Annotated in this window: 10 protein-coding genes and 1 tRNA gene; 8 read left to right on the top strand and 3 right to left on the bottom strand. The window is 71.8% G+C overall.

Going from position 1 to position 14076, the window contains the following annotated elements:
* The first annotated feature begins 7 nt into the window (after nt 1–7).
* A complete protein-coding gene (locus tag IE97_RS0122980; RefSeq protein ID WP_030243744.1) occupies nt 8–598 on the top strand; it encodes a hypothetical protein in 591 nt (196 codons plus the stop codon).
* 113 nt (nt 599–711) lie between these two features.
* A complete protein-coding gene (locus tag IE97_RS0122975) occupies nt 712–3453 on the top strand; it encodes a hypothetical protein (RefSeq protein ID WP_030243740.1) in 2742 nt (913 codons plus the stop codon).
* A gap of 198 nt (nt 3454–3651) precedes the next feature.
* Here the strand turns inward: IE97_RS0122975 and IE97_RS0122970 are convergent, their stop codons facing one another.
* Nucleotides 3652–6018, bottom strand: a complete 2367-nt coding sequence (locus IE97_RS0122970) for an SCO7613 C-terminal domain-containing membrane protein (protein WP_051705081.1) — start codon at nt 6016–6018, stop codon at nt 3652–3654.
* A 99-nt stretch (nt 6019–6117) separates the two neighbouring features.
* Here IE97_RS0122970 and IE97_RS0122965 point away from each other — a divergent pair, with 99 nt between their 5' ends.
* Both IE97_RS0122965 and IE97_RS0122960 read left to right on the top strand, forming a co-directional pair.
* On the top strand, nt 6118–6564 hold the full coding sequence (locus tag IE97_RS0122965) for an SRPBCC family protein (protein WP_030243735.1): 447 nt from the start codon (nt 6118–6120) through the stop codon (nt 6562–6564).
* A 39-nt stretch (nt 6565–6603) separates the two neighbouring features.
* Nucleotides 6604–6675 (top strand) — tRNA-Val (locus IE97_RS0122960).
* Between the two features lie 58 nt (nt 6676–6733).
* Here the strand turns inward: IE97_RS0122960 and IE97_RS0122955 are convergent.
* Entirely contained in the window at nt 6734–7462 is a 729-nt protein-coding gene (locus IE97_RS0122955; RefSeq protein ID WP_030243733.1) for a 3'-5' exonuclease, read from the bottom strand.
* A gap of 168 nt (nt 7463–7630) precedes the next feature.
* On the opposite strand from IE97_RS0122955, the gene IE97_RS0122950 reads away from it, so the two are divergent.
* The 4 genes from IE97_RS0122950 to IE97_RS0122935 all read left to right on the top strand — a co-directional run bounded on the left by IE97_RS0122950 (nt 7631) and on the right by IE97_RS0122935 (nt 12121).
* Nucleotides 7631–8197 carry a DUF4365 domain-containing protein gene (locus tag IE97_RS0122950; protein WP_030243729.1) on the top strand — a complete coding sequence of 189 codons (567 nt, stop codon included), beginning with the start codon at nt 7631–7633 and terminating at the stop codon, nt 8195–8197.
* On the top strand, nt 8194–9423 hold the full coding sequence (locus tag IE97_RS0122945) for a hypothetical protein (protein ID WP_030243726.1): 1230 nt from the start codon (nt 8194–8196) through the stop codon (nt 9421–9423). Before IE97_RS0122950 ends, IE97_RS0122945 begins: the two co-directional genes overlap by 4 nt.
* A 94-nt stretch (nt 9424–9517) precedes the next feature.
* Complete coding sequence (gene thrS, locus IE97_RS0122940; protein WP_030243722.1) at nt 9518–11494, top strand: threonine--tRNA ligase; 1977 nt, start codon at nt 9518–9520, stop codon at nt 11492–11494.
* A gap of 66 nt (nt 11495–11560) precedes the next feature.
* Nucleotides 11561–12121: an HIT family protein gene (locus IE97_RS0122935; protein ID WP_030243718.1), complete on the top strand. Its 561-nt coding sequence runs from the start codon at nt 11561–11563 to the stop codon at nt 12119–12121.
* A 148-nt stretch (nt 12122–12269) separates the two neighbouring features.
* On the opposite strand, the gene IE97_RS0122930 is transcribed toward IE97_RS0122935, so the two are convergent.
* Nucleotides 12270–13937, bottom strand: a complete 1668-nt coding sequence (locus tag IE97_RS0122930; RefSeq protein ID WP_051705078.1) for a hypothetical protein — start codon at nt 13935–13937, stop codon at nt 12270–12272.
* Between the last annotated feature and the right edge of the window lie 139 nt (nt 13938–14076).

Below are 14076 nucleotides of genomic sequence, written 5' to 3'. Positions count from 1 at the left end.
GGTGAGCATGGCCGGGACTCGGGTGAAGGCACGTGGTGAGTCGGTGCTCGCCGAGAGGTTCTCCGTGTTCGCCGAGTGCTTGCTGACCGGGGTCTGGATCGCGGTGGCCTCGCTGGGAGTTGTCACGTACCCGGCGGCCTTCGCCGCCGGGGCGCGGCATCTGCGGCGGCGTACCGCGCACGAGGGCGGGGGGTGGCGGGAGTTCGTCGCCGACTTCCGGACGGCCCTGCGCGGCGGGTGGCTCGCCGGGGTCGCCGGGTGGGCGGCGGTGGCCGCGGTCTGGGTGGACGTCCAGGCGGCCCGGGCGGGGATTCCCGGCGGGCCGCTCGTCGGGGCGGTAGGGGTCGTCGCGCTCATCGGGCTCGTGGTGGCCGGGCTGCGCGCGGCGGCGGTCTGGGAGCCGGACGCCCGCTGGCGGACACTGCTCGCTCAGGCCTGGCGCCGGACGGTCCTCGACCCGGCCGGTTCCTTCCTCGTCGTCGCCGGTCTGGCCGTGGTCGCGCTGTCAGCCTGGTTCGCCGCGCCGCTGGCGGCCCCGGTGCTCGGGGCCGTCGCGGCGGCGGCCGTCGCCGTGGAGCAGCGGTACCGGCACCGCTGACCGGTGGTGCCCTCATTCCAGGTCGGCGCCCCGGACGCCGCACCTCTCTCTGTCATGCCCTGATCAGCGCACGGAATCGCTTCCCGCACGGACAAGGAAAGGCAGCATTCTCAATGTCCCCCATCCCTCGCAGGTCCCTCCTGAAGGCGGCCGCCGTCGCCGGAGCCGCCGCCCAGTTCAGCTGGGCGCTGGGAGCGCAGGACGCGCAGGCCGCACCCGTGGCCGAGAACGCCGACCCCGACCCGGTGATCCTGGACTGGCTGGAGGACGGCGGCCTCGGCGCGGCCCCCGGCTCCACCGTCGGCGTGCCCTGGCCGAAGGGCGCCTACCAGAAGGACCAGACCTTCGCGCTGACGGACGCGGACGGCAAGGCCGTACCCGTGCAGTCGTGGCCGATCGGCTACTGGCCCGACGGCTCCCTCAAGTGGACCGCGCACGCGGTCGGTTCGGGCACCGGCAAGCTCACCCTGAAGGCCGGGACGCCCGCCGCCCCCGAGAAGAAGGTCACCGTCGACAAGAGCGGCGGCACCATCGACGTCTCGACCGGCGTCATCACCGTGAGGATCGGCAAGTCCGGCTCCACGATCGTCAAGTCGGTCACCCGGGGCTCGACGGAGATCGCCAGGAATGGCCGGCTGGTGCTGATCCGCCAGCCGGAGATCGAGGACGAGGACCAGGGCGCGGTCAAGACCGAGCGCTTCGACGGCGCCGTCTCCAAGGTCGAGGTCGAGCAGGAGGGCCCGGTCCGCGCGGTCGTCCGCATCGACGGCAAGCACCGCAAGGGCGGCCGCAGCTGGCTGCCCTTCTCGATCCGGCTCTACTTCTACGCGGGCGCCGAGTCGTTCCGCATGGTCCACACCCTCACCTTCGACGGCACCCAGGAGCCCGGAAAGGCGAGCGGCGACTTCATCCGCGGGCTCGGCGTGCGCTTCCAGGTGCCGATGCGTGACGCGGCCTACGACCGGCACATCCGCATCGGCGGCGACGGCACCGGCCTGCTCCGCGAGGCCGTCAAGGGCATCACCGGCCTGCGCCGCGACCCGGGCGCGGCCGTGCGCACGGCCCAGTTCGAGGGCAGGAAGCTGCCCGACCCGTCGACCTGGGACCAGCGCGTCACCACCCGCCTCCAGTACATCCCCGAGTGGGGCGACTACACCCTCTCCCAGCTGTCCGCCGACGGCTTCACCGTCCGCAAGCGCACCAAGAAGGGCCACGGCTGGATCGGCGCGGGCGGCGGCCGGAGAGCCAGCGGCTTCGGGTACGTCGGCGGCGCGAGCGGCGGATTCGCCTTCGGCCTCAGGGACTTCTGGGAGAAGTTCCCCGCCCAGCTCGACATCCGCGACGCCCAGACCGACACCGCCGAGATCACGCTCTGGCTCTGGTCGCCGGAGGCGCAGCCCATGGATCTGCGCTTCTACCACGACGGCATGGGCCAGGACACCTATCCCGAGCAGCTCGAAGGCCTCAACATCACCTACGAGGACTACGAGCCCGGCTTCGGCACCCCCTACGGCATCGCCCGCACCAGCGAACTCCTCTTCTGGGCCCACGAGTCCACACCGAGCGCCGAGCGGATGGCCGAGCAGGTCGAGGCCGTACGCACCCCGCCGCAGCTCGCCGCCCCGCCCAAGCAGCTCATCAAGGCGGGCGTCTTCGGCAAGCTGTTCTCCGAGCCCGACCGCTCCACCGCCGCCAAGGCGAAGATCGAGGACCACCTCGACTTCCTCTTCACCTACTACAAGGACCAGGTGGAGCAGCGCCGTTGGTACGGCTTCTGGGACTACGGCGACATCATGCACAGCTACGACCCCAGCCGTCACCAGTGGTGCTACGACGTCGGCGGCTACGCCTGGGACAACTCCGAACTCTCGCCGGACCTGTGGCTCTGGTTCGCGTACATGCGCTCCGGCCGCGCCGACATCTTCCGGTTCGCCGAGGCCATGACCCGGCACACCGGCGAGGTCGACGTCTACCACCTCGGCAAGTGGGCGGGCCTCGGCACCCGGCACGGCGTCCAGCACTTCGCCGACAGCGCCAAGCAGCAGCGCATCGCCAACACCACCTACCGGCGCTACTACTACTTCCTCACGGCGGACGAACGGGTCGGCGACCTCATGCACGCCAACGTCGACTCCGACGAGACGTTCCTCGTCCTCGACCCCATCCGCAAGATCCGCACCGAGCCCTACACGCCCGACCGCAACGCCCTGTCCGTCGGCTTCGGCACCGACTGGAGCGGTCTGGTCTCCGCCTGGCTCACCGAGTGGGAACGGCGCGGCCCCAAGTGGGAGAAGGCCAGGGCCAGGGTCCTGTCGACCATGGAGACCATCGCCGCCCAGCCCAACGGCTTCGTCCAGGGCAACGGGCTGTACGACCTGGACACCGGGAAGTTCGCCATCGCGGACAAGCCGGTGGTCGGGGTCTCGCACCTGTCGGCGATGTTCGGCCTGGTCGAGATGTGCGCGGAACTCATCGACCAGATCGACATGCCGAAGTTCAAGGAGGCGTGGCTCGACTACTGCCGCTACTACAACGCCACCAAGGCCGAGCAGAAGGCCCGCTACGGCTCCGACTTCGGCAGCCTGCTCCTCTTCCAGGGCCACTCCCGGCAGGACGCCTACGCGGCTGCCCGGACGGGCGACGAGAAGCTGGCCGCCCGGGCGTGGCGGCAGTTCTACAACAGCGCCGACACCTGGGACTACAAGGAGAGCACCGACTGGTCGACGAAGAAGATCGAGGGCCCGACCGCTCTGGTGGCGGGCAGCGAGGCGGCCTGGGTCTCCACCAACGCCACGGCGCTGTACGGGCTGGCCGCCATCCAGAACCTGGCGCTGGTCGGAGACAAGATGCCCTAGGGGGTGTCCGCAAAGTCCCGCCTGCCCCGCGACGCCCGGCACGCACTCTCGCCGCACCGGGCGAACACCCGAGTACAACCAGTACGCGGGCGTCCGCCCGGCACGCCGAGAGCACGCACCGGACGCCGCGGGGCCCGCCCTCCGGGCGGACGACGCGACATTGCGGACACCCCCTAGCCGACGGCTGGTGCCGCGGCACTAGTTCATCCTCCCCAGGACCTCCCGCACCCGCCGGACGTCCCGGATCCGCTGCTCGTACGTCGCCCCGAGCGCGAGCAGCAGGAGTCCGGCGAGGGCGGGAGGTGCCCAGCGGGGGAGTGCCCCGGTCACCTGCGCGATATACGGGGCGAGTTCGTGCAGTGTGACCAGGGCCAGCACCGAGCCGCCGAGCGCCAGCGGCGCCTGGAGGCGATGACGGGCTCCCAGCAGGGTCACCAGCAGTGCGGCCGTGCCCAGCAGCAGCGGCCTTGTCCAGCCCGGGTCGCCCCAGGCCGCGACGAGACTCGGCGTGAGGGTGGCCGCGAGCCCGGGACCGTAAGCCGCCCAGGAGGAGGCCTGCGGGTCCCGCCGCCGGCGCAGGGCGCCGACCAGCAGCGCCGGAACGGTGACCGGGAGCGTGTACGCCTCCGGCGTGGCGACCTCCCAGGCGGCCAGGCGTACCCAGGCGGCCAGCACGAACAGGGCGGTGGCCACGTAACCGGCCCGGCGACGCCCCGGACGCAGCGCCGTGCCCGCGGCGATCACTCCGCACAGGGCGAGCACCAGGGCGAGCAGCGGAGGGTCCGTGACGGCGAGGCCCACGGCGAGCAGGCCGGTGGCGGCTCCCACGACCTCGACCGGCACGGTCGCCCGGGACCCGTCGAGGCGTGCCGCGAACAGGGCGGCGGCCACGGAAACGGCCAGGACCAGCAGGGCGACACGGGCCGGCGGCCAGTCCGCGGCGGCGCCCGTCGCCGAGGCCAGGACGGCGGCGTACCCGAGGGCGGCCGGAGCCGTCACCGGTGCGACGCCCGCCGGCCACGAGGCCGCCGCGAACAGTGCCGTCAGCACGGACAGCACCACGAGGGTCGCGCTCTGGGAGGCGAGCGACACCAGGGTGAGACAGACGGAGGTGACCAGGGCGAGGACGAGGGCGGTGGTCCGTGCGGCGGACACCACCGTCCGGCACAGGTACAGGGCAGCCGCTGTCAGCACCCCCAGGACCAGCAGGCCCGCGACGTACGGGACCGCGAGGACCGCCGGGAGGATCAGCGCCGTGGCCGCTCCCAGGCCGAGCGCGCCGGTCCGCGCCCGCGCACGCCACTTCTCCGCACGGACGGCCAGAGCGAGAACCACCGCGACGGCCATCAGGACGACAGGGGCGCCCAACGCGTCGGGCGGCCAGGGGGCTTCGACGGTCACCGCGGCACGCGCGTCCACCGGCGTACCGCTCCACACCCGGCCCAGCCAGCCGGCCGGCCCCAGCACCACCACGGCGACCACGGGCAGGGTCCACAGCACGGCCAGCGCCTGCACGACACCGGAGGCCCAGGCGAAGCCCATCCGCACCGGGTCCGGCAGCCACCCGGCCCGCAGCGCCGCCAACAGCGCGATCCCGCAGAGCAGATACCCCGGAACCGTCCACATCTCCGGCGTCCAGGAGCGGGCCAGGCCGCCGAGCGCGCCGACCGTGAGCAGCCCCGAGGCCACCGCGAGGCCCAGGGGGTGGTGGTCACCCGGGCTGCGCCAGGCGGCGCCCAGTGCGATCACCGCGGCGAGAAGGAGGAGGGCTCCGGCACGAGCGGACCCGGCCGGACCGTCGGCCGCCAGGGAGAGCCACGCCGCGGCCAGGACGCCGCAGCCGCCCACGGCGTACGCACCGGCCATGGCGGTGATCCGTACGGACCTGCTCATGACGCGCAACGCCACCGCGGCGTCGAAACCGGCCGTCACCAGCAGGGCGGCCGTGACCGTGTACGGACCCGCGTCGACAGCCAGGGCACACAGCGGCAGCGGGAACTGTGCCGCCGCCACGGCGCAGGGGAGGGGCAGCCGGAGCGCGGCCGTGGCGGGCAGCAGACCGTACGCCGACCAGACCGCGGCCAGCACCGCTGACGCGACCGCCGCGTACCCGGTGCCGGCCGCCCCGGCGAAGGCCGCCGCGTGCAGTGCGTAGGCATCCAGGACGGTCAGCGCCAGCCCGAGCCCCGCCACCGACTCGGCGGTCGAACGCAGCCCCCGCTTCAGCAGCACCACCGGTGCGGCGAGCGTGGCCACCGTGACCGCGCCGAGCGCCAGCGCCCGCCCCGCGATCCCCAGGTGCCCCCAACTGACCAGCGTGAACACCGCCGCCGCGAGAGTGAGCAGGACACCGCCGAGCACCAGGAGCACGTTCTGCACGCTGGGCGCGGTGGTCTCCGGGCGCGGCGGTGCCGCGGGCGGCGTCTGCGGCGGCGGCTGCGTCTGGCGCAGGGCCGCGACCAGCCAGGCGCGACGGGCCAGCAACTGGGTGCGCCGGGCCTCCAGTTGCCAGAGTTCGGCATCGAGGAGCCGCAACTCCTCGGCCGGGGGCGGAAGGTGCGTCATGCCTCGCAGTGTGGTGCGGGTCACCCCGTGCGGGCATGAGTGCGGATACTCAGGCGCGTACTCAGACAGCACACCACGGTGTGTGGGCAGACTGCCGTCATGGACTGGAACCATTACCGCTTCCGCAGCCGGTGGAACCTTCCCGCGCCGCCCGCCACCGTGTACGAGACGCTGGAACGCGCCGAGGACTACCCCCGGTGGTGGCGCCAGGTCCGCGAGGTGACCCGGCTCGACGACACGACCGGGGTGCTCCGGATCCGCTCCGTCCTGCCGTACGACATCACCTTCACGGCGCGCGAAACGCGGCGCGACCCCGCGGCGGGCGTGCTGGAGATCGCCCTGTCCGGCGACATCGAGGGGTCGGCACGCTGGACGGTCACGCCGCTCGGGACCGGCGCCCTCGCGCGGTACGACCAGGTCGTCGACGTCCGCAAGCCGCTGCTGCGCCGGCTCGCGCTGCCGTGCCGGCCCGCCTTCCGGGCCAATCACCGGCTGATGATGCGGGCGGGAGCACGAGGACTGGCCAGGCATCTCCAAGCGGTTTGAAGGAAACGTGCCGGGGCCTGTATTGTTCAGTGCGTTCCCGGGCGATTAGCTCAGTGGGAGAGCGCTTCGTTCACACCGAAGAGGTCACTGGTTCGAACCCAGTATCGCCCACCGGAAACAGCCGGTCCGCCTCAGGCGGACCGGTTTTTTCATGCGCCGCGCCAGGCGCTCAGGCCGCCGCCGGCAGGTCCGGACGCAGGGGCCAGGCCGGGTCGACCGCCTCCTCCACGCCGCTGCGCGCGAACCACGCCTGCAGCCCCCGGGCCTGCGCCGCGTGCCACACCGCCTGCAGCGTGTGCAGCTCACCGGGAGCGAGCCGCTCCAGCCGGGTCGCGAAACGCCGGCCCACCGCCCGGGTGACCTCCAGCGCCGCCATGGCGTCGGCCGCCGCGTCGTGCGCGCCCTCCAGGGCGACGCCGTAGTGCGCGCACAGGTCCGTCAGGGTGCGACGGCCCTTGCGGTAGCGGTCCAGATGCTTGTCCAGGACCCTCGGGTCGAGCACGCACAGGGGCGCCGACTCGAACCAGCGGCTCAGGGGCGAGGCGCGGTGGCGGCGCAACTCCCGGTCGAGCAGCGTCAGATCGAACGGCGCGTTCATCACCACCACCGGACGGCCGACGTGGGCCTGCTCCGCCAGCGCCTCCGCTATCTCGTACATCACCGGTGCCGGCCAACGCCCGCTGCGCTGCAGGTGCTGCTCCGTCAGCCCGTGCACCGCCGTCGCCTCGGCGGGCACCGGCACCCCCGGGTTCACCAGCCAGCGGCTGACCCGCGGCCGGACGCCCGGGGCGTCCTGGACGACCACGGCGGCCGACACGATCCGGTCGGTCTCGACGTCCACGCCCGTGGTCTCCGTGTCGAAGGCGGCCAACGGCCCCTCATACCAGCACGTCGTCATAGCCATCAACCCCTTGTTGACCTTCGGCAGTTGACGCACCGTCCGCTGCCCGATCCGGTGATACCCGGGCTGTTTGCGCCGTACGCCGGAAGGAGACAACAGAAGTACGGGTTGATGCAGTTCAGCGGCCCGCAACGGGGACTCACTTGTTCTGGAAGGCTGTTGGCCATGGCCATTGCGCAGCCCGAACGGGGCGGGCTGCTGCCCGAGCGCACGGCTCCCTCCCGCGGCACTCTCGCCACCACCGCCTGCATGGAGACGCTGCAGGTCGGCTATCTGCACGCCGTCGCGGCGGCCGCCGGCTGCTCGCTGTCCCAGCCGTTCCCGGACAACGGCATCGACTGGCACGTCAGCCACAGCGCCCCCGGGCACACGGTCGACGACGAGGTCACCATCAAGGTGCAGCTCAAGGCCACCTACCAGGTGCCGCCGAACCCTCCGGGCCGCACCTTCGCCTTCACCCTCGACAACGACCACCTGGCGAAGCTCGCCCGCACACCCGTCTCCGTGCACAAGATCCTGGTGGTGATGCTGGTGCCGCGCTCCCAGGACGACTGGCTGCGCGCCGGCCACGACCGGCTCGACCTCAGGCACTGCTGCTACTGGACCAACCTCGCCGGCCACCCCATCACCGGCCGCCGCCGCACCACCGTGCGGATACCGACCTCACGCATCTTCGACGACCGGGCGCTGTGCGAGATCATGACCCGGGTCGGGACGGGAGACAGACCGTGACGCACCGCCCCACGGAGGAGCCAGTACGGCAGGTCCGGCCGCACCCCGCCGAGACCACGGGCCGGCACGGCCGCCCACCCGAGCCCCTGGACGTCGACCCGGCCGTCCTGGGCACCCTGCTGCGCCGGCACGGATGGCAGCGACGCGGCGGCGCACCCGGGCGCTACGGCCGCTGGACCCCGCCCGGCCCCGGCGGCAGCGGCACCAGCCTGCTGGTGCCCGAGAGCCGCGCCTTCCCCGACAGTGACGACCTGCTCGGTGAGGCGATGCTCGCCCTGTCCCGCAGCGGCTCACCCGCCGCACGCGAGGTCCTCGTCTCCCTCGCCGTGCCCAGCGACGAGATCCGCTGGTGGCACGACGTACCAGCCGGGCCGGCCGGTGCGGCGCCCTGGGCCGTCGAGGACCGGCTGCGCACCGCCGCCCGCCGCATGCTGCTCGCGGCGGCACTCGCCACCCGCGCACGGACCGGCTACCACGGGGCCCGCCACCGCCGCTCCGCGGCCGCGTCCCTGGAGAACGTCCTCGTCGGCTCCGCCACCGACGGCCGGCTCACCGCCTTCGTGCCCGTCGCCGGCGGCCGCCCGCTCGCGGTACGTCTCCACCACGCCCTGTTCGCCGCCCGGGAGGCCATCGACTACCAGCGCGCCACCGGTGGCATGGACGCCTTCGACGGGGCGGTCGAGGCGGGAGTGAGCCATGAGTTCACCGAGGCGCTCGTGTCCCTGGTCCGGGGTACCGAGGGTGCCCGGATCGCCGTCGACTGGGCCCCGGCGGCCGGAGTGCCCGAGGGCTGCGCACCCTCCGCCGAGCCGGTGGAGTTCTCGCCCGGTGACCTGCCCGCGCTGCGCGAGGCCGGGGCACGCTACCGCCGCGAGGAACCCGCCGTGCCGGTCCGGATCACCGGAACGGTCGTCCGGATGCGCAGGTCGGGGCCGCGTGGAGAGGGCACCGTACGGCTGCGTGTGCTCGCCGGGATCGACGTGCCGCACGTGCGGATCACCCTGGACGAGGAGGCGTATCGGATCGCCGGGCACGCCCACCTCGTCGGACTGCCGGTGCGGGTGCGGGGGCGGCTGGAGAGCCGCGGCGGATTCCGGCGCCTCACCGGCGCCCACGGCGTCGTACCGGTGCATGTCGACGACGCCGAGCGGGACCGGATGATGAAGGAGCTCCACGAGAACCTCGACTTCTTCGAGGAGGCCTGCGGCGGGGACTGCGGGGACTGATTTCGCCCAGGGCGGTCCGAGGTCGGTACGATCCTTACTCGTGCGCGCGCTCCGGTATGGCGCCCGCAGCCCCACCTTCAGTCAGGAGAGACCGGTGTCAGACGTCCGTGTGATCATCCAGCGCGATTCCGAGCGGGAAGAACGCGTGGTGACGACGGGCACTACGGCCGCCGAGCTCTTCGCCGGCCAGCGTTCGATCATCGCCGCGCGCGTGGCCGGCGAGCTCAAGGACCTGTCGTACGCCCTCTTGGACGGCGACGAGGTCGAAGGCGTCGAGATCTCCTCCGAGGACGGCCTCAACATCCTGCGCCACTCCACCGCGCACGTCATGGCCCAGGCCGTGCAGGAACTCTTCCCCGAGGCCAAGCTGGGCATCGGCCCGCCCGTCAAGGACGGCTTCTACTACGACTTCGACGTCGAGAAGCCGTTCACGCCCGAGGATCTCAAGGCCATCGAGAAGAAGATGCAGGAGATCCAGAAGCGCGGGCAGAAGTTCGCCCGCCGCGCGGTCACCGACGAGGCCGCCCGCGAGGAGCTCGCGAACGAGCCGTACAAGCTGGAGCTGATCGGCCTCAAGGGCTCCGCGTCCAGCGACGACGGCGCGGACGTCGAGGTCGGCGCCGGCGAGCTGACGATCTACGACAACCTGGACGCCAAGACCGGCGAGCTGTGCTGGAAGGACCTCTGCCGCGGTCCCCACCTGCCCTCGACCCGGGCCATCCCGGCGTTCAAGCTGATGCGCAACGCGGCCGCCTACTGGCGCGGCAGCGAGAAGAACCCCATGCTCCAGCGCATCTACGGCACCGCCTGGCCGAGCAAGGACGAGCTGAAGCAGCACCTGGAGTTCCTCGCCGAGGCCGAGAAGCGCGACCACCGCAAGCTCGGCAGCGAGCTCGACCTGTTCTCCATCCCGGAGCAGATCGGATCCGGCCTCGCCGTCTTCCACCCCAAGGGCGGCATCATCCGCCGGGTCATGGAGGACTACTCGCGCAAGCGGCACGAGGAGGCGGGCTACGAGTTCGTCTACACCCCCCACGCGACGAAGGGCAAGCTCTTCGAGACCTCGGGCCACCTGGACTGGTACGCCGACGGCATGTACCCGCCCATGCAGCTCGACGAGGGCGTCGACTACTACCTCAAGCCCATGAACTGCCCGATGCACAACCTGATCTTCGACGCGCGCGGCCGCTCCTACCGCGAACTGCCGCTGCGCCTGTTCGAGTTCGGGACCGTGTACCGGTACGAGAAGTCCGGTGTCGTGCACGGCCTCACCCGGGCCCGCGGCTTCACCCAGGACGACGCGCACATCTACTGCACCCGCGAGCAGATGTCCGAGGAGCTCGACAAGCTCCTCACCTTCGTCCTGGACCTGCTGCGCGACTACGGCCTGAACGACTTCTACCTGGAGCTGTCCACCAAGGACCCGGAGAAGTTCGTCGGCTCGGACGAGGCCTGGGAGGAGGCGACCGAGACACTGCGCCAGGTCGCCGAGAGGCAGGGCCTGCCGCTGGTCCCGGACCCGGGCGGTGCCGCCTTCTACGGGCCGAAGATCTCCGTCCAGGCCAAGGACGCCATCGGCCGCACCTGGCAGATGTCGACCATCCAGCTCGACTTCAACCTGCCGGAGCGCTTCGACCTCGAGTACACGGGCGCGGACGGCTCCAAGACCCGCCCGGTCATGATCCACCGCGCGCTGTTCGGCTCGATCGAGCGCTTCTTCGCGGTGCTCCTGGAGCACTACGCCGGTGCCTTCCCGGCGTGGCTCGCCCCGGTCCAGGCGGTCGGCATCCCGATCGGTGACGCGCACGTCGAGTACCTGGAGAAGTTCGCGGCGGCGGCCAGGCAGAAGGGCCTGCGCGTCGAGGTGGACTCCTCCTCCGACCGGATGCAGAAGAAGATCCGCAACGCCCAGAAGCAGAAGGTGCCCTTCATGGTCATCGCGGGCGACGAGGACATGTCCCACGGGTCCGTGTCCTTCCGCTACCGCGACGGCTCCCAGGAGAACGGCATCCCCTTCGACGAGGCCATCGCGAAGATCCAGAAGGTCGTCGAGGAGCGGGCGCAGGTCTGATCACAGGGCGCACGGGCCCCCGGAGAGATCCCGGGGGCCTTTGCCGTCCCCCCAGCTCGACGCCATATGCTGCACTGCATGACGAGTGAGCCGGAGCAGCAGCTGGGAGTGGGGACGCAGGACGCGTTCCAGCGTCTGTGGACGCCCCATCGGATGGCCTACATCCAGGGCGAGAACAAGCCGACCGGCCCGGGCTCCGGCGACGGCTGCCCCTTCTGCTCGATCCCGGCCAAGTCCGACGAGGACGGGCTGGTCGTCAAGCGCGGCGAGCAGGTCTACGCGGTGCTCAACCTGTACCCGTACACCGGCGGCCACCTGATGACGGTGCCCTACCGCCACGTCGCCGACTACACCGACCTCACCGCGGGGGAGACCGCCGAGCTCGGCGAGCTCACCAAGCAGGCGATGACGGCCCTGCGCACGGCCTCCGGCGCACACGGCTTCAACATCGGCATGAACCAGGGCTCGGTCGCCGGCGCGGGCATCGCGGCGCACCTGCACCAGCACATCGTGCCGCGCTGGGGCGGGGACACGAACTTCATGCCGGTGGTGGGCCACACGCGGGTACTGCCGCAGCTCCTGGCCGACACCAGGAAGATGCTGTCGGAGGCCTGGCCGGCTACCTAGCCTGCGGGCAGTCGTGCCGCTGGGGCGATGGGGGTCCCCCCTGCTCGAGCGAAGCCGAGAGCTTGGGGGAGGGTGGGCGCAGGCGGCACCTCGCAGCGCCGAGTGCGCACACCCCCCGCCCCAGCGACAACGCCGCGCACCTCAACAACTAGGCGTCGTACACGTCCGCCTTCTTCGGCGAAGCCTCCTGCACGGTCCCACTGAGCGCCGCCGACCGCGCCCCGAACTTCTCCACGTCCACCCCGTTCTCCCGCAGCACCTTCAACGCCGCCGCATGCACCACACGCAGCACAGGCGTCGCGGCCCGAAGGGCGTCGTCCGCCATGAACCGGTGCCGCCACGGCTGATCCGCCCACGCGTGCCGCAGACCGAACGGCTCCGGAAGCGTCAGCTTGCCGCCGAGCCAGTTCAGCAGCGGTGGGTACCAGGTCAGCGGGGCCCGCGCGGCCAGCCGGACCACCTCGTCGGTGTCGATCAGCGGGAGCTTCACGGTGCGGGTCTCCCAGAACCGCAAGGACTTCTGGACCGTCTTCTCCTTGGCCGCGGGCTTCTCGTTGAACAAAGGGTTGACCGGCCCCAGCGCGTGCCCCGTGACCTCGATGCGCAGGGTGTCGTGCAGCACCGTCACCGTGATCAGCATCGTGATCACCAGATGGCCGTCCCAGAGCGTCCACTGCACGCCGAGGTAGTGCCGGTCGCCGCTGCCGAACTGCTGCTTGTTGCAGATGTCCTGGACGGCGTGCGTCCGGATCGTGTACGCGTCGACGTCCGTGCCGCTCGGCCGGGACACCTCCGTCGCCTTCTCCCCGATCGGCGTGACGATCCAGTGCGTGATCGACGGCTTGGGGAAGCCGCCGGTGTTGATGGACGTGCGCTCCAGCATGCTCAGTCCGCCCTGGATCGCCACGATGACGTCCCAGCTGCGGAAGGGGTGGAAGTCCTTGCCCGGCTCCGCGGAGACCAGTTCCTCGGCCAGCTGCCAGCTGCCCCAGCGCGTGCCCATGCCGAGTATGCCCCTGGGGCCCGCGTAGAAGACGGAGTTGGAGCGCTGCTCGGCGCCGAGGCGGGCCAGTTCCTTGCGCACCTGCTCGGCCGCGTCGCCGGGATTGCCCGGCACGGCCTCGGGGATCTTGGCTCCCACGCCGCCGCCGGACAGCAGACCCGCCCACCGCTCCCGCAGGTCGCGGGCCGTCCGCTCGCAGATGTGCTTGGCCCAGAACCAGCCGACGACCGGCATGATGACCGCCGCGCGCCCGTAGAGGGCCCAGAAACCCGTGAACGGCATGCGGATCAGGAACAGCACGGCGAGGGCGCCCACCGCGACCAGCAGGGTCGTGGCGAGGGCGCCGGCGCGCTTGTCCTCGCGCTTGGCCATGGTGGTGCGCAACGTGAACACCAGCAGCCACACGAGGAAGCCCGGCAGGAAGAGCACCCCGCAGATCACCGTGACCGCCGAGAGCCAGTTGTCGCGGTCGCGGCGGATGCGGTGGGCCGCCAGACAGTGCTCCACGACGACCTGGGGCTCGATGCCGAAGGACTGGATGACCGGTGCGCGATCCGCACCCAGCATCCGGTCGATGACGGCGCGGGAGAAGGCCTCCCCGAAACGCGGGCGGAAGATCTTCGCCCAGGGACGCGGCGGGGTCACCTTCGACTGGTGCCACTCGTTGTCCGCGTTCAGGATCTTGGTGACCTCGTCGTCCCGGTACGCCGCGGCGGCCAGTGCGTAGGTCGCCGCCGTCTGGCCAGTCGCACCCGCCAGGGGCACCTGAGCCCCTGGGCTGAAGTCGAATCCGTCCGTCACTGCCGCCCCCATCGCTGCCGCACCTGCATTGCGGCCTTCCCGACTTCCGCGCTCCGCACACCTGTTGATCAGGTCATCAGCGTATCGGCAGGCGCCGGCATCCGTCGGCGGGCGGCCCGCAAGCCACCCGCCGCTGCGGAGAGAAGCCCCC

The sequence above is a fragment of the Streptomyces sp. NRRL S-455 genome (genome assembly GCF_000717875.1).
Lineage (GTDB): Bacteria > Actinomycetota > Actinomycetes > Streptomycetales > Streptomycetaceae > Streptomyces.
This window is presented reverse-complemented; position numbering and strand designations above follow the sequence as displayed.